This is a genomic window from Aliiglaciecola sp. SL4, assembly GCF_041538045.1.
Classification (GTDB): domain Bacteria; phylum Pseudomonadota; class Gammaproteobacteria; order Enterobacterales; family Alteromonadaceae; genus Aliiglaciecola.
The window spans coordinates 46,537-63,295 of the sequence record NZ_JBGOSE010000015.1 but is presented as its reverse complement, the minus strand read 5'-3'; the positions used below and the strand labels follow the sequence as shown (position 1 = coordinate 63,295).

At 40.7% G+C, this 16,759-nt stretch carries 15 protein-coding genes and 1 tRNA gene; 8 read left to right on the top strand and 8 right to left on the bottom strand.

Features of this window, described 5'->3' with window-relative positions:
* Positions 1-2 precede the first annotated feature (2 nt).
* On the bottom strand, positions 3-1,514 hold the full coding sequence (locus AB6T38_RS17190; RefSeq protein ID WP_372548475.1) for a guanosine-5'-triphosphate,3'-diphosphate pyrophosphatase: 1,512 nt from the start codon (positions 1,512-1,514) through the stop codon (positions 3-5).
* Positions 1,514-2,773: an ATP-dependent RNA helicase RhlB gene (gene rhlB, locus AB6T38_RS17185; RefSeq protein ID WP_372548474.1), complete on the bottom strand. Its 1,260-nt coding sequence runs from the start codon at positions 2,771-2,773 to the stop codon at positions 1,514-1,516. Before rhlB ends, AB6T38_RS17190 begins: the two co-directional genes overlap by 1 nt.
* A 99-nt stretch (positions 2,774-2,872) precedes the next feature.
* Between rhlB and trxA the strand changes: the two genes are divergently transcribed.
* From trxA to AB6T38_RS17170, 3 genes are all read left to right on the top strand, one after another.
* Entirely contained in the window at positions 2,873-3,199 is a 327-nt protein-coding gene (gene trxA / locus AB6T38_RS17180; RefSeq protein WP_008845982.1) for a thioredoxin TrxA, read from the top strand.
* A gap of 270 nt (positions 3,200-3,469) precedes the next feature.
* Positions 3,470-4,735, top strand: a complete 1,266-nt coding sequence (gene rho / locus AB6T38_RS17175; protein ID WP_372548473.1) for a transcription termination factor Rho — start codon at positions 3,470-3,472, stop codon at positions 4,733-4,735.
* 127 nt (positions 4,736-4,862) lie between these two features.
* Positions 4,863-6,143, top strand: coding sequence for an amidohydrolase (locus AB6T38_RS17170; protein WP_372548472.1), 1,281 nt, complete (start codon positions 4,863-4,865; stop codon positions 6,141-6,143).
* 76 nt (positions 6,144-6,219) lie between these two features.
* Here the strand turns inward: AB6T38_RS17170 and nhaA are convergent, their stop codons facing one another.
* The gene (gene nhaA / locus AB6T38_RS17165; protein WP_372548471.1) at positions 6,220-7,374 is read right to left on the bottom strand and encodes a Na+/H+ antiporter NhaA; all 1,155 of its coding nucleotides are present in this window, start codon (positions 7,372-7,374) and stop codon (positions 6,220-6,222) included.
* Between the two features lie 455 nt (positions 7,375-7,829).
* On the opposite strand from nhaA, the gene purE reads away from it, so the two are divergent.
* The 3 genes from purE (at position 7,830) to AB6T38_RS17150 (ending at position 9,742) form a co-directional block, all read left to right on the top strand.
* Positions 7,830-8,321, top strand: coding sequence for a 5-(carboxyamino)imidazole ribonucleotide mutase (purE, locus tag AB6T38_RS17160; RefSeq protein ID WP_372548470.1), 492 nt, complete (start codon positions 7,830-7,832; stop codon positions 8,319-8,321).
* Positions 8,318-9,460: a 5-(carboxyamino)imidazole ribonucleotide synthase gene (locus tag AB6T38_RS17155; protein WP_372548469.1), complete on the top strand. Its 1,143-nt coding sequence runs from the start codon at positions 8,318-8,320 to the stop codon at positions 9,458-9,460. The genes purE and AB6T38_RS17155 overlap by 4 nt, the downstream gene beginning before the upstream one ends.
* Positions 9,461-9,666: 206 nt before the next feature.
* Positions 9,667-9,742, top strand: a tRNA-Thr gene (locus AB6T38_RS17150).
* 187 nt (positions 9,743-9,929) lie between these two features.
* Here the strand turns inward: AB6T38_RS17150 and AB6T38_RS17145 are convergent.
* From AB6T38_RS17145 to AB6T38_RS17130, 4 genes are all read right to left on the bottom strand, one after another.
* Positions 9,930-10,340, bottom strand: coding sequence for a biopolymer transporter ExbD (locus tag AB6T38_RS17145; protein WP_216048934.1), 411 nt, complete (start codon positions 10,338-10,340; stop codon positions 9,930-9,932).
* 129 nt (positions 10,341-10,469) lie between these two features.
* A complete protein-coding gene (locus AB6T38_RS17140; protein WP_372548468.1) occupies positions 10,470-11,252 on the bottom strand; it encodes a CLCA_X family protein in 783 nt (260 codons plus the stop codon).
* Positions 11,253-11,259: 7 nt separating this feature from the next.
* Complete coding sequence (gene fldB / locus AB6T38_RS17135) at positions 11,260-11,802, bottom strand: flavodoxin FldB (protein ID WP_372548467.1); 543 nt, start codon at positions 11,800-11,802, stop codon at positions 11,260-11,262.
* A gap of 190 nt (positions 11,803-11,992) precedes the next feature.
* On the bottom strand, positions 11,993-13,843 hold the full coding sequence (locus AB6T38_RS17130) for an alkaline phosphatase D family protein (protein ID WP_372548466.1): 1,851 nt from the start codon (positions 13,841-13,843) through the stop codon (positions 11,993-11,995).
* Between the two features lie 197 nt (positions 13,844-14,040).
* On the opposite strand from AB6T38_RS17130, the gene AB6T38_RS17125 reads away from it, so the two are divergent.
* Positions 14,041-15,159: a hypothetical protein gene (locus tag AB6T38_RS17125; RefSeq protein ID WP_372548465.1), complete on the top strand. Its 1,119-nt coding sequence runs from the start codon at positions 14,041-14,043 to the stop codon at positions 15,157-15,159.
* Here the strand turns inward: AB6T38_RS17125 and msrA are convergent, their stop codons facing one another.
* A complete protein-coding gene (msrA, locus tag AB6T38_RS17120; RefSeq protein ID WP_372548464.1) occupies positions 15,160-15,696 on the bottom strand; it encodes a peptide-methionine (S)-S-oxide reductase MsrA in 537 nt (178 codons plus the stop codon).
* A 208-nt stretch (positions 15,697-15,904) separates the two neighbouring features.
* Here msrA and AB6T38_RS17115 point away from each other — a divergent pair, with 208 nt between their 5' ends.
* Positions 15,905-16,639, top strand: a complete 735-nt coding sequence (locus AB6T38_RS17115; RefSeq protein ID WP_372548463.1) for an SDR family NAD(P)-dependent oxidoreductase — start codon at positions 15,905-15,907, stop codon at positions 16,637-16,639.
* Positions 16,640-16,759: the final 120 nt, after the last annotated feature.

The following is a 16,759-nucleotide window of genomic DNA, read 5'->3' as shown; positions in this document are numbered from 1 at the left end:
AACTAACTAAAGGAAAGTGGTAAGCCAGCTTTGTGCTGTAGCCACTTTTCGTTGGCAAGTTCTACATCGATTAGGGGATGTTCTCTAAGCCAACCTTTAGGAAATGTTAACTGCCAGTGTTGTTCATCAACATGCAAGGTTATTTCGGGCAATAAATCGTCTTTTCTGCGTATAGAAAGCAAACACGACAACCTTAAGATACGAACTAAACCATATAACAAAGCCTGCATATCTGGGTGATATTGAGAAAACTTACCCAAGTCTAATTCTGCTCTATGGCATAACACTAAATCGCGGATACTCTTGCGCTGCATTTGTGAGTAACCGTTGAGGTTGATATGGCTGAGAATATACGCGCCATGCATGTGGTACTGTTTGTACTCTATGTGTAAACCAATTTCGTGTAATAACGATGCTGCTTCGATAACGGCTAAGGCATCAAAATTACAGATATTAGACTGTGCACATAATTGCTTATAAAAATTGACGGCGACGTCGCAGACTCTGTGGGCTTGTTGTTCATCAATGTGGTAGGTTTTTATGGCTTCACTGATTGAATGACTGCGGCGATCGTTTTTTTCACAATTCTCAAGCATGCCGTAGATTAAACCCTCTCTTAAGGCACCACCAGAGATCTGCATTTCTTGGATTTTAAGCTGTTCAAATAATGCAACTAGAATACACAAACCGCTGGGGAATATGGCTAGCCGTGACTCGGTAAGGCCTTCAATATCTAAATTATCTAAGTTGCCACAATCGATGCATTGCTGCATTAGGTTGTGTAAATAATCTAAACGAATCGCATCACTGATGCCTTGTTCCACGAGAATCTCAACAACCGCTTGAGGGGTTCCCGAGGCACCTAAACATTGCTGCCAATCAAAACAGACAAAATCATCAATAACCGGCAATAGCTTTTGTTTGGCTTCTTTAATGGCGTTATGCATATTTTGTTCGGAAATAATCCCATCAACAAAATATCGCTCTTTAAATGTCACGCACCCCATGTTTAAGCTCACAAGGTTAATTGGCTGCATGTCATTGCCAATAATCACTTCAGTGCTGGCGCCGCCGATATCGATGACTAAGGTATTGCCTTGGTTTGCAGAGGTATAAGCTACGCCTAAATAGATTTGTCTGGCTTCTTCTTCGCCACTAATCACTTCGAGTTTTTGATTTAAGATTTGTTGCGCTTTTTCAATAAAAACATGGGCATTTTTAGCTAAACGCAAGGTTGCAGTGCCAACCACTTTGATATTTGTTAAGGGAATATCTTGTAAGCGTTCTGCAAAGGTTTCTAAACAATGCCAGCCTCTTTCCATGCTGAGCTGATCAAGCATCATGCTGTCATTCAAGCCCGCAGCCAATTTAACTTTTTGCTTCACTTTGCCAATGATTTGTACAGAGCCAGAAACGACTCTAACGATAACTAAATGAAAACTATTGGAACCCAGATCAACTGCTGCGTACAGTTGGTCTTCATTGGTTGCCGATGTAATTGGCTGATTTTCCATTAACGCCTTTTCTGGTTACGGTTATTGGGTCGTTTCTGATAACTTTTACCACTTTGCTGTCGCTTTTTGTACTGCGGTTTAGGTGGCGTTATATCATCAAGAAGCGATTCTTGGTCATAATTACTCACAGGAATTGGACGGCTAATATAGCTTTCAATTGCGGGTAAATTCAACGCATATTTTTCACAGGCGAAGCTAATGGCATGTCCACTTTTACCTGCGCGACCTGTTCGCCCAATTCGGTGGACATAATCTTCCGCATCATCAGGCAAGTCGTAATTGAATACATGGGTGACTTTTTCAATATGCAAACCACGGGCAGCAACATCGGTGGCAACTAGGATATCTAGTTTATCTTTACTAAAATCTTCTAGTATTTTTAAACGTTTACGCTGGGGCACATCGCCACTTAACAGTCCTACACGGTGACCATCAGCTTCTAGCCAGTCACTAAGTTTTTCGCACGTATGTTTGGTATTTGCAAAAACAATCGCTTTTTCGGGCCATTCGTCTTCTAACAAAGTTAAAAGTAACAACATTTTGTCTTCATCGGAAGGATAAAATAGCTCTTCCTGGATTCGGCTCGCCGTTTGTTTGTCGTGTTCAACTTTTACATGAGTTGGATTGTTCATGTGTTCGTAAGCTAATTCTTGCACGCGATAAGACAAAGTGGCCGAAAACAACATACTTAAGCGTTTGGTTGCTTCAGGCATGCGTCTGAACATATATCGAATATCTTTAATAAAACCTAAATCGAACATACGATCGGCTTCATCAAGTACCGCAACTTGAATATTTTCTAATGAAAATACATTTTGTTTATAATAATCGATGATACGGCCAGTGGTGCCAATTATAATATCTACACCTGATTGCAAAGATTCCCGTTGACTTTGGTATCCTTCACCCCCATATATCAAACCAAGCGATAATCCAGTGTGTTTACTCAATAATTCGGCGTCATTGTAAATTTGTACTGCCAATTCACGAGTAGGTGCCATTATAATAGCTTTAGGTTGCTTGTCTGATTCATTTGGATGAGTCAGTAATCGATGAAATGTGGCGACAAGAAAAGCAATAGTTTTTCCTGTTCCAGTTTGAGCTTGACCTGCAATGTCTTGCCCTTCTAAAAGATGGGGTAGACTTAACGCCTGTATTGGCGTGCAGTGGATAAAGTTTGCTTCTGTTAATGCCTTTAAAACATCCTCATGGATGGGCAGATCAGAAAAATGTGTTTCAGTTAAATGTGTAGTTTGCATAGCTTATAGCTTATCAGTGCTTGCATTAAAAAACAGTTTCTATAAAACTCTCATTATACGCTGAACTTTCTCAGCGAGAGACCAATTACGGAGAAAAGTATGAGCGACAAAATTATCCAGTTATCTGACGATAGTTTCGAGGCCGATGTTATCAATGCTGCTGGTCCTGTCCTAGTTGATTTCTGGGCGGAATGGTGCGGCCCATGTAAAATGATTGCGCCAATTCTAGAAGAAGTTGCTGGCGAGTTCGACGGCAAGTTAACAGTTGGCAAGTTGAATGTCGATGAAAATAATGAAACTCCACCAAAGTATGGTATCCGTGGTATCCCTACTTTATTGTTGTTTAAAGACGGAAATGTCGCTGCAACTAAGGTTGGAGCATTGTCAAAAACTCAGTTAGCTGAGTTTTTGAACGATAACATCTAATTGTATTGAATGCGCAGAATCACAAAGTCTTATTTAGTTTTTCTGCGTATTTTTTGTGTTTTTAACGAAAAATAAACATTCTTTGCATTAATCATCGTTTTTCGCTGGACGGAACAACTAATTGGTGCTAACTTTCGATTGTTCATATCTTGAACTCACCAGATTTCGCACTCAATCCATAGAGTAAAACGAATTTAATTAGCTAAAAAAACCTGAGACAAAAAAACAGGGTGCCTTGTAGCGCATTTCAAATCATAAAGACCCACCAATATGAATTTAACAGAATTAAAGAATAAACCGATCAGCGAACTTGTAGCATTAGCCGAAAAAATGGGCCTAGATAATATGGCTCGGGCTCGCAAACAAGATATTATTTTTGCCATACTGAAAGCGCACGCGAAAAGCGGCGAAGACATTTTCGGTGATGGTGTACTCGAAATACTCCAAGATGGTTTTGGATTTTTACGTTCATCCGATTCTTCATATTTGGCCGGTCCGGATGATATTTATGTCTCTCCCAGCCAAATCCGTAGGTTCAATCTACGAACCGGAGATACTATCGCTGGGAAGATACGTCCTCCTAAAGATAGTGAAAGATATTTTGCACTACTGAAAATTAATCAAGTCAATTTCGATAAGCCAGAAAACTCCCGCAATAAAATCCTTTTTGAAAACTTAACTCCATTACATGCTAATCGTCGTTTCACGTTGCAACGTGGAAATGGTAGTACAGAGGATTTAACCGCAAGAATTTTAGACCTAGCTTCACCTATAGGTGCTGGTCAGCGCGGTTTGATTGTTGCTCCGCCAAAAGCGGGTAAAACATTGTTACTACAGAATATTGCACAATCCATTGCTGCCAATCATCCTGAAAGTGAATTGATGGTACTGTTGATTGATGAGCGCCCTGAAGAAGTAACTGAAATGCAGCGCTTGGTTCAAGGTGAGGTGGTTGCCTCAACGTTTGATGAACCCGCAAGTCGCCACGTTCAGGTAGCTGAAATGGTGATTGAAAAAGCTAAGCGTTTGGTTGAGCACAAAAAAGACGTTGTTATCCTACTGGATTCTATTACTCGTCTAGCCCGTGCTTATAACACCGTAATCCCTTCATCAGGTAAAGTACTTACCGGTGGTGTAGATGCCAACGCATTACATAAACCTAAACGTTTCTTTGGTGCGGCTCGTAACGTGGAAGAAGGTGGTAGTTTGACTATTATTGCCACAGCACTAATCGACACTGGTTCGAAGATGGATGAGGTAATTTACGAAGAATTTAAAGGTACAGGTAACATGGAACTGCACCTTAATCGTAAAATAGCGGAAAAACGTGTATTCCCAGCAATCGACTTCAACCGTTCAGGTACCCGTCGTGAAGAATTACTGACGACCCAAGAAGAGCTGCAAAAAATGTGGATACTGCGTAAGATTGTCCACGAGATGTCTGAAATTGATGCCATCGAGTTTTTAATTGGTAAATTAGCCATGACAAAAACCAACGAAGAGTTCTTTGATGCGATGAAGCGTCAAAAAAGCTAAAACTACTTCATTTTCGAAGGTTAAAAATCCACTGTAGTTTACGCTGCAGTGGATTTTTTCTTTGTACCGCAAATTATGATATAAAAAGTGTCTCACGCTAATAAAAATAACTAACGAGAAGGGAACTATGAAGAAGCTACTCCTCACATTGTCACTATTGCCCACGTTGTGCTTTGCAGACACGGTCGATTTAATGGCTGACAAAATTGAAAGCAAAGTGATTCAGTGGCGTCATCATTTACATGAACACCCTGAACTTTCAAACCGAGAGTTTAAAACCGCTGAGTATATTGCCAAACATTTAAAATCGTTAGGGCTAGAAGTGCAAACAGGAGTAGCGGTAACTGGTGTTGTTGCTGTTCTTGACAGTGGTAAACCCGGTCCTGTGGTTGGTTTGCGAGCGGATATTGATGGACTACCGGTTCCTGAAAATAATGATCTACCCTGGAAATCGACAGCAAGAGGTGAGTATAACGGCAAAGACGTGCCCGTAATGCATGCTTGTGGCCATGATACCCATATCGCTATGCTTATGGGAGCGGCAGAGATTCTAGTGGGGATGAAAGATCAGCTTCGCGGTAAAGTGAAGTTCATTTTTCAACCAGCCGAAGAGGGCGCGCCTAGCGGAGAAGAGGGCGGAGCGCAATTAATGGTAAAAGAAGGCGTGCTTAAGAATCCAGATGTGGACGCTATTTTTGGATTGCACATAAGCTCCCTTGCTGATGTAAATACGGTTTTGTATCGCGAAGGTGGCGTAATGGCTGCAGTTGATCCGTTTAAAATTGTTATTAAAGGAAAACAAGCCCATGGAGCTTATCCATGGATGAGTGTTGATCCTATTGTTACTGCTGCGCAAATGATTATGAGCATTCAAACAATTGTTAGTCGTGAAGTGCAACTTCTAGATGATGCTGCAGTGGTTACCTTTGGAGCAATTAATGGGGGAGTTCGCTCCAATATCATTCCTAACGAAGTGGAATTGGTGGGTACTATTCGCACCTTGAATAAAAAAGCCAGAGATCACATGTATGAAGCCATGCCAAGGAAAGTCAATGGCATCGCTGAGAGTATGCGTGCTGAGGCTGAACTCACCATGCCGTTAGATTATTCCTACCCAATTACCTTTAATGATCACGATCTTACTTCCACTATGTTACCCACTCTTATCAATACCGCTGGTGAAGATAAGGTGATTTATAGTAAACCGGTAACTGGGGCTGAGGATTTTTCATTTTTCCAAGAACAAGTTCCAGGACTTTATTTATGGGTTGGCGGAAAACCTTTGGATGTTGATCCTAAAGATGCGCCTGCACACCATACACCTGACTTTTATGTGGATGACGAAGGGATGAAATTAGGTGTGCGTCTATTAACCAATATGACAATCGATTATATGAAACAGCACTAATACTATTTCCATATCCCAACCTAAAACGGCATCCATAAGGATGCCATTTTAGGTTATATCGCCTAGGTTACCTGCGTTAGCGTATTGCTTTTTTGAGAACTAAGTAGCCAGTCACAGCCGACACTATGGAACCTAATAGAATACCCAATCGCTCATCAAAAAATGCATTATTACCGGTTTGGGCAAAGGCTAAGGAGCCGATAAATAGACTCATGGTGAAACCTACACCACATAATATGGCACAGCCATACAGTTGGGCTAAGTTCTGGTCAGACGGTAATTTGGCTAAACCAAGTTTTATAACCAGCCAACTAAACCCGAACACACCGATCTGTTTACCTACAAATAAGCCCAAGAATATGCCAAAAGTAACGGGGTGCAACACTGAATCGGCATTAATACTGCCAAGATTGATACCTGAATTGGCGAAAGCAAACACGGGTAAAATAACAAAGTTAACCGCGGGAAGTAGGCTGTGTTCCAAAGATTTGACTGGCGAGACACGCGGATCGTTGTTATCTCGCATAGGAATAAAGAAGGCAAGTAACACGCCAGCTAACGTTGCGTGAACTCCGGATTTGAGCATGGCAACCCACAATACCACACCAACTAAAATATAAGACGGGACCTGTTGCACGTTTTTGCGGTTCATACTGGTTAATAACATCAAACAGAATGCCGCTACAATTAATGGCCAAGTAGAAATGTTATCACTGTAAAATAGGGCAATGATTAATATCGCGCCTATATCGTCGATGATTGCCAAGGTTACTAAAAACACTTTTAGACTAACGGGTACTCTACTCCCCAGTAAGGCTAAAATACCCATGGCAAAGGCGATATCAGTTGCAGCAGGTATTGCCCAGCCTGCCAACGCTACGGGGTTTCCCCAAGTAAAAAATGCATATATCCCGGCGGGTACAATCATGCCTCCAATTGCACCACTTGCTGGTAATACAATATTCGCTGGGTTAGATAAGCCCCCTTCCATTATTTCGCGCTTGAGTTCGAGGCCTACCATGAAAAAGAAAACCGCCATTAACCCATCATTAATCCATAAAAGTAAGGGTTTATTAATCTCCAGCGCACCGATTTGAATTACCACAGGCATATCGATGAGTAAATCGTATACTAAGGATAAAGGAGAGTTGGCAACAATTAATGCAAGCACTGCAGCACACATTAGTAAAATACCGCCGGCGGATTCTTTTTTCAAAAACCTGTCTAACATTCATCACTCCTTTTAAACTACTTTACAACCTTAAGGTTAGTTCGTGGATGCATAGAATGCGTAGTTTGTTGCTACATTTTTACATTCCATATCATGTTCAACGTTACTAACTATATAATAGCTAATCCCTTGTCTAATACGTAAGTAAAGCACGAAAAAGCCCACAAATTTTAAATTATTTAGGGGAAATGTTTAACCAGAAGCATTAAATCTCTAATTTCCCTCTCCCAATATTTGGGCTTGGGCGAAATTTAGGCTACAATCTGCCGCCTCAATTATTGAGGGAAATATTCCTGTTCTTGGTTTATTCATATTTTTATTTGATTGAAGTAATGCAAAAGCTAACGAAAGTGTGCTTTTTGAATATTATTTTTATTATTTAAACGAAAGTAACAGCCCTCAAAATGTATCACCAACACTACGTTGGTTTCAGACCTAAAACGTTAGGAGCAGATATGCCTAAAGTGGCAATAGTAATGGGTTCTAAATCAGATTGGCCAACCATGCAGCAGGCTGCAATTATGTTGAAAAATCTTGGTGTGAAGTTCGATGCAAAAGTGGTGTCGGCACACAGAACCCCAGATTTACTGACTGAATTCGCAAAAACTGCTGCTGATAATGATTATCATGTCATTATCGGTGGAGCTGGTGGTGCTGCGCATTTGCCTGGCATGATTGCTGCCCATACACATATTCCAGTCTTTGGGGTTCCCGTACGTTCGAGCCAGTTAAGCGGTGTTGATTCACTTTATTCAATTGTGCAAATGCCAAAAGGCGTGGCTGTAGGTACGTTAGCCATCGGAGAAGCCGGAGCGGCTAACGCGGGTTTACTTGCTGCCCAAGTGATTGCTTTACACGATAAAAAAGTAGCAGAAGCAGTAATAGCATTTCGCAAAAAGCAAACTGATACCGTGCTTGCATTAGATGAGTTGGAGTTACCTGAGTGAATGTTCTGATCTATGGTTCAGGGCAATTAGCACAAATGATGTATTTGTCTGCCGTACCTTTGGGATTCAAAGTTCAGGCTGTGGATGTAGCAAATCACACTGTGGTTGATCCAATTAGTAAAATGAAACTCGACATTAGCATTGAACAAGCCATTGATAGGGCGGATGCTTTGTCAGTGGAGTTTGAGCATGTTCCTGAAGATTTGCTGGAGCAAGCGCAAAGTAGCGGAAAGCTCTATCCCAGTATGGAAGCAATTTTAACAGGTGCTGATCGGGTACGTGAAAAAAATGTTCTTGAGAAACTGCACATCAACAACAGCAGACATTTAATCATTACTGACATCGAGCAGCTTGATGATGCGGTGGCGCAATTAGGTGAAAGGCTGATAATTAAAGCTAGCCGAGATGGTTACGATGGTTACGGCCAATGGCGTTTGGCGAGTAAAGACGGTTTACCGTCCTTAAAACAGCAACTCGCCGATCTCGACTTGGTTCAAGTTCCACTCATCACCGAACAAATGGTACCCTTTGACCGAGAGTTGTCCCTAGTGGGAGCCCGTGGGTTACATGGTGAAGTTAAGTTCTACCCGCTGGCTGAAAACTTACATCATGAAGGTCAGCTTCACGTTTCAGTTGCCCCTGCTCCGGAAATTGATAGCGGGCTTATAGAACAGGCACACAGTGCTTTCACAAAACTGGTTGATGAATTTGATTATGTGGGTGTGTTAGCGGTGGAGTTTTTCCAAGTTGGCAAGCAATTGTTAGTGAACGAAATCGCCCCCCGAGTTCATAACTCTGGTCACTGGAGTATGCAAGGTACAGATTGTAGTCAATTTGAAAATCACATGCGTGCAATTACTGGTTTGCCCCTAGGAAACACGCAAGCATATGGCAAAAGTGCCATGATCAATATCATTGGTTGTGATGACTACTCTACTGATTTACTCAGCTTGGATCACTGTAACTTGCACTTGTACGGTAAAACCGTCAGAGCAAAACGTAAGATGGGACATATCAATCTTACCGGAGGTACCTACGCCGACCTAGCCGAATTAATGACCACCTTAGCCAAGTACTTACCGGTAGAGCATTTCCCTAAACTTCTAGGTGAAGCTGATAAATTGGCGAAAATTGACTAACCTGTTGTAGATAACTTCATCACTACGATGAAAAATCAGGCGTTTAGACTAAAACTTGCAGTAAAACGCAATAAGTCGTTAAACAACGGTTGACAAGATTCAATCTGCGTTTAAAATAGCGCCTCGCTTTTGAGACAAGATTTACCAACCTTGTCACTGCTGTAGAACGTCTTGCATCAGTAAATCAAAAGCCGTCACCTTAGTGTGCCGACTTAGCTCAGTTGGTAGAGCAACTGACTTGTAATCAGTAGGTCGCCAGTTCGACTCCGGCAGTCGGCACCATTTTCTCTTCATGCCTTAATCTAGTGCAAAACTCAAACATATTTCCTTTAGCGTCAGATACTCTGGGTTAAAGTTAACTTTTTATTGCAATATCATTGCTAAGTAAGACACATTCAAAAGAATAAGCATATTACAGATACAAAAAAGCCCTTCGATTGAAGGGCTTTTCAATTAGTCTTGAAACTTATCAGCTATCTTTTACAAGAATCGACACTTTGTCTATTCCTGCTTCTTTAGCTTGGTTCATCACTTCAACCACGATACCGTGTTTAGTTTTTGAATGAGCCTGGATAGCTGCAGAATCCGTATTATTCTCTGCTAAAAAGCTTTGGATGTTTGCCACAACACGACGGATATCAACTTCACGGTTATCCATTACAATGGTACCTTGCTGATCAATACGTATTGCCAAGGTTTTTGCATTACTTGGCGGTGGCGGCGCATCTGGAGCCTTTGGACGATTAGCCATCAAGCCAGCTTCTTTTACAAAAGACGTCGTTACAATGAAGAAAATCAACATAATAAAAACGATGTCTAGCATGGGGGTCATATCAATTTGAGCTTCGTCATCAGCGGAGCCGTGCTTTTTCTTTCTCATAAATTCAACCACAGTTACTAATCGTTAATGTCCTAGTATAGAATTACTTTGGTGTCAGAGTAAATGCGTTAAATGCAATTTGTTGATAGATTTTGGCAATTAATTTTATTTTGAGTTTAAATTTGCCCATTAATTGAGCGCTTCACCTAAAACTTTAAAATATTTCAGTATGCTTGCGTTACTTTCTGAACGATGTTGGCCGATGGGGTAAATACCTACCTGTGCTTCAACCGTTTGTTTCGTGCCTTGTACTAAAAATGCATTTTTGATGGCTTGATCCTGAATCGCGGCTTCAAAGGCCCTTGCTGCCATCTCTTGTGGTTGAGCAAAATAATAAAATTGTAGGCTCTTATCTGCTTTTACGCAGCGAGTTACGTAGTCGCTAGGCTCGTTTCCATCGGCATCTAAAAATAATGTTTGAAACCATTGTGAAAGGGTCTGGTTTAAAGAGTGTGAATGCATAGTGGCATCTTCTAGCCAAAGGCTTGAGGCAAAACCATTGGGTAACGTCGTGTTATACATTTTACGACTAATATAATGATCGAAACCATGGAACCATTCATGGGCGAGGGCACCGCCACCGGCGTTTTTAGCTAAGGATAATTGCCTTTTAGGCGCATGATAATGGGCACTACTATGCTTTTGCCCACCGATACCAAAAGCTAGTGATAAAGTGCCGTTGAGGGATATTACCTGCTCATTAACTTGCAATATATCCATTAAATCACATAGGGCGTCGAAAAAAAGGTTGGCGGCCAACTGTTGTTCAGCTTGGGTTACCCATTTACCAATCTGAATTGTTTTGAAGCCAAATATTTTACGGATATCGCCAAAACTTACGTCTGCTCCAGCCCTATACTCTGGACCATTTCGATAAAAAGGTCGTTGGATTCTAGGGCGAATATCTGACATGGGATAATTAGCTAAGTGGAAGTTCAGTGAGGAGTAGTTCACACCATTGGCTGATGCGTTGTTCGCTTAAATCGTATTGGTTCTCGTCATCTAGCGACAGCCCAACAAAATGACTTTTATCCGCGGTAAGTGCTTTTGAATGATTAAATTCATAACCTTGATTAGGCCAATAGCCAATAAATTCACAATCAAGCACAGCAAGTTCATCGTGTAACATGCCTAGCGCATCTTGAAACCAGTCGGCATAACCAATTTGGTCACCAAGACCGAATAGAGCCACGGTTTTGCCTTTTAAATTCAGGTTTTTTATATCATCCCAAGTCGACTCCCAATCTTCCTGTAACTCACCAAAGTCCCATGTGGAAATACCAAACAACAATATGTCGAATGATTGTGCTTTGCTCAACGCCACGTCTTTTATGTTAAATAGCTCAACTACGGGTGCATCGAAAAGTTCATTAATTTCTGATTGGATTTTTTCCGCAGCCATTTCCGTATAACAGGTGGTAGAACCGAAAAATAAGCCAATATTTACAGCGTGTTCTGACATTTTTTTCCTCATACTCATTTCATTAAAAAAGCCGTTATCTGTCACCGGGATTTTAACGAAAAAGGTATTCACGATTATTCAGACATTATTGTCCCTGTATGCGTTAGCAATATCCAACGATTTTTTAAGTTATTCATTTGGTGATGTTCACTTTGCAAAGAGAACTTGCTAAAGACGGGATTACAATCTGTTAATCCCGCTTAATAAACTCCACTTCTTCACCATTTGATAGCAAAACCGTGGCATCAACCTCAGAGCAGTCATGGTTTACCTTTACTTGCCCTATTCCGGACCCGTTTAGCAGGGTGCTGATTTGTTGATTACTTGGGCGTCGATGGCGAATTGTCATGTTTCGACGTTGGGTAAACCAATTTAAAGGTGACTTGGTACCGAATAAAATACGGTTAAGTCGATCAAACCAGTTTAACAGCCTTGCTGGGAATTCGTTTTTGATCCCGCTACTGGTTATTTGTGTGATGTGGGGACTATTGCGTCTAAATTTTAAGGTGATGTCGTAAACAAATGAATAGTGCACATCCCCAGATAGAATGACAAAATTCGGTGGTGTTTTATAATGTCTGAATATATTAAGGATAACACTCGCTGTGCCTTTATGGGCCATCCAGTTTTCTGCATCGACCACTAGTGCTCGACCGAAAAATGTAAAAATACGTTGAATAGTTTCAATTAACTTAACCCCAAAAATAGGGGCTGGGGATACCATAATAACGGCTGGCTGATTAATTAACTCTTGCTGCAAATCGCACAGGGCTTCCCAATCCATTAATCCTGAAGGCTTGCTCAAACTTGATTCAGAACGCCAGCGCTGTGTTCTTGTATCTAACACGACGACTTTTGGTTGTGTATCTAAGGTATAGTGCCACTGATCCCAATGCAGCAGAATATCAATGACTTTATCATGCTCGGTGATACCTGTAGCAGTGAAAAAAGGCAGCAGTTTTTCTGTTAAGGGAGAAAGCTTGGATACATCATTTCCCCAGCCTTGACATAACCAGTAGCCGATGAGGGCATTACCCACAATACGTTTAGCAAAGGCGTTGTTGTATACGGCATCTTCCCAACCTCTGGTTAAGTTCCAGTCATCGGTTACGTCATGATCGTCGAAAATCATATACACAGGAATGTGTGCCATTGCTCGACGAACTTTTGATAGTCCCTGTTTAAAGTCCTCAACCCATTTCAGTTCTTCTGCGTAAGTTGTTGCAAATTGAGGGGCGATATTTTCAGGATTTAATGCAGTATAACGCCACATTTCAGGTGACCAAATTAGCGCATACATAGCTATTACTTCTGCAAAGCTTATGAGGTGGTTATTGGCATTCACCGAGGTAAATATAGGCTTCTTTTTACCTTTGAAAAAGTACGATATCACAGTTTCAGTGGTTTCATTATCAGGTAATAAAGCGGGTCGTTGATAGTAACAATGTTCGTCAGTTGGTAACTGCTTACTATTGTTAACAGTTGCGCCTGGTAAATCCTCTTGGAACAGGCCTAAACAATCTATTACTTGGTTTATGGCAAATAATGTGGGCCCTGCCACATCGTCAATATAAGCTTGATCTCCAGATAATATAAGTAAGTCTGGTGGTGAGGTATCATTTTCGAATGATTGCGCGATGGTTTGGTCCACGGACAACATACCATCTCTACTCGTGTGGTGAGGCTTACGGCACGAGCCGTGTAAAATATTTTTTATGCGTTTGTTGAAGCAAAAACTTGGGGTTTTTTGATTGCCATAAACAATATCTGGCATTAGTTTTTGCAGATTTTTACAGGTCCCCTGACCGTCGGTAAATGTAATATCGTAATTATACCGATTGCCCTCCGCTAGGGTTTGTGAAAATGTTAAGGTCGTAACATAGATGAAAGCACTTTCTCCGACTTTCACAATATTTGAGAATTGCTTAATATTCTGGTCAAATAGAGTTTCAGACTCTTTGGTCCAGATTTTTGCTTTGAATTCATGTTTATGGCTAACTAACATCCATAATGTCATGCTTGTTTCATCTATTGCACGCAAAATGGGTCCCGCAATAATAGGGGGGAGCGCTTGTTGTGAGTTTTGAAATTGGTGTGTTTTTTGCAAATCAATAATTTAAATAGCCACGATTACAACTAAGTTTGCATTAGTTTTAACCGATCAATCAAATTGTTTTCTGAATTACTTGCTAATGAATCATATAAATTTACAAACCCTGCCTGCGGAGAGGAAGGAAAATGAAAAAATTTGGTCTAATAATCATTATTGCCACGGGGTTAATCAGTTGTGCATCAACAACGTTTAAACCTGAACTGATTTCTTTAAAAGGGCAATGGTTAACTGAGTCAAATGGTGAAGTAATGTTAAACCCACAAACCTCTGGGCTGAAAGCTTGGAGAGGGAAATTACTTTCTGTTTCAGATGGAAGTGCTCACATTTCGCAACGTAAGCAGTTGCATATCATCGATCCTCAAAGCGCGATGGTAGCGGAGCAATCGTTATTATTTAAAATGTCAGAGAATGTTCAACAAAGTTGTTTTGCCGATTATTTAAATGACTCTCCTGATTTAGAAGCCCTAGCTGTTGACCCTCAAAATGACAAAGTTTTTGTGGTTGTTACTGAAGATGCGACCCGCAGTAAAACCATGTCTGATAGCTGTTTCGAAAAATATCAAGGTAGCGGTTCAACGGATTATCCTAGTTTGTTAATTAGACTTGAATTACAAGACGACAATAGCCTTTTGATGACCAATGTCAGACCCCTGCAATTCAAAGCCTCATACAATATCGGAAATTTCCCCAATGATGGTATTGAAGGGTTAGCGTTTGGATTGGAAGGCACTTTATATCTTGGCAAAGAAAAAGACGAAAAAGTGCAAGCTAGAATCTTTTCCGTAAAAATTGATGAGCAATTTTGGAACTCCGATGACTTTGCTCAAGTAACTGACTTAGAACTTAACCTGCCATATTATGAAAAAGGTAATCACCCTGTGAATGGCATGGACTATTTACCGAGGGATAACCATCCAGGCTACTTGGTTGCTGCTGCGAGAAATGACAACGATATTTGGTTAATAGATTTAGCCAAGAAACACCCCACCTTAATTATTCCTCTCGAATTTTACGCACCTACTGACTCAAACGACGCAAGTTGCGACGAGTGGGAGTTGATGCACAACGCTTCACTAGAAGGTGTCGCTGTAAATGGTGACAGAATTTGGATGATTAATGATCCGTGGAAAAAGAATTATACAAAAAATGTAATTTGTGAATCCAATCGCGGCAAATATGAAAAAATGGCACCGTTAATATTCTCGATGCCAGTTAATCCATTGTGGTTTAAGTATGCCGTTTAATTACTTCAGGCGACTCGCGAAATTTTGTTTAAATTTTGCGAGTTTAGGGGCCACCACCATATTGCAATATTGGTTCTGAGGATTTTTACTAAAATAATCCTGATGATAGTCTTCAGCTTGATAATAATTATTAATCTGAGTCACTTCAGTAACAACAGGATCAGGCCAGATTTTTTGCTCTTCAATTTCAGTAATAATCTCTTTTGCTAGCTGCTTTTGCTCGTCATTGTGATAAAAAATTGCGCTTCGATACTGGCTGCCAACATCATTGCCCTGCCGATTTAACTGGGTGGGGTTATGTAAAGCAAAAAATATTTCTAATACATCTCGATATGAAATCTTGTCTTCGTCAAAGTTGACTCTAACTACCTCAGCATGACCCGTAGATCCAGAGCAAACTTGTTGGTAAGTTGGGTTGTCTACATGGCCTGCAGCGTAACCCGAATACGCCGATTGTATTCCTTCGACTGAATTGAACGCTGACTCAAGGCACCAGAAACAGCCACCAGCCAGAGTTGCTTGTTGAATATTTGCCATTTTTTCCTCAGATATCTAATTAGTGGATTTGTTTGAGATTAACATGGTTATGAAATTAGTTTAGTTCAAGGCATCCACAACAGATAGTTTTGCGTACTAAACTATATTCGTACCCGTCAACAATGAAATAGTGCGGTGAATGAAAGGTTAACCTGAGGAGCTAACGGCATTAAGCCGTCGAATTTTAAGTAAAGAGGTAGATACTGTCATGTCGAAAACAAATGCGTTAATCATTGGTAGCTCCTCAGGAATTGGCGCGGAATTGGTGCGTCAATTATGTGTTAACAGTTACTTTGATAACGTTCATGCAGTATCACGGAATGTACTATCGTTTTTTCACCCCAAACTGTGTTCGCATCAGGCAGATAGTAGTGAAGAAAGCGAAGTTGAAAATATCTGTCAAACCCTACAAAAACACGGTCCCTTTACCCTAGTCGTTTGTTGTATTGGTATGCTTCATTTAAATGGACAAGGTGAACACATAAAACCAGAAAAAAGACTAGAGGATTTATCGGCTAAGCAATTAGAGTTTTATTTCAAAGTTAATACTCTTGCGCCCATGATGTGGATGAAACATTTGCCCAGGCTTTTTTCTCCATCTTTTGATTCTCACGTTGTTTTCCTATCTGCTAGAGTTGCTAGTATTGAGGATAATAAGCTTGGTGGTTGGTATGGATATAGAGCGAGTAAAGCCGCTTTAAATATGCTGATAAAAACCAGTCAGGTGGAGTACCAACGTCGATTTAAAACCGTTCAAATCGTTGCCTATCATCCTGGTACAGTTGATACGGGCCTATCTAAACCTTTTCAAGCTAACGTACCTAAAAACAAGCTTTTTTCAGTGAGTTTTACGGTGGAAAAGTTACTTTCACACTTAGCAACCTTAGACATTAATAATGCACCACACTTTATTGATTGGGACAATAAGCCCATTCCGTGGTAACTGTAATCGGTTACGTGAGCAATAATAGTGTGCAAACTTTTAATAACAGGTTTTTGCTTCCCCTAGTTTTTTAAGTGAAAGACATTTTAAATTTAGACTGTTAACATCGTCATTCTAAAC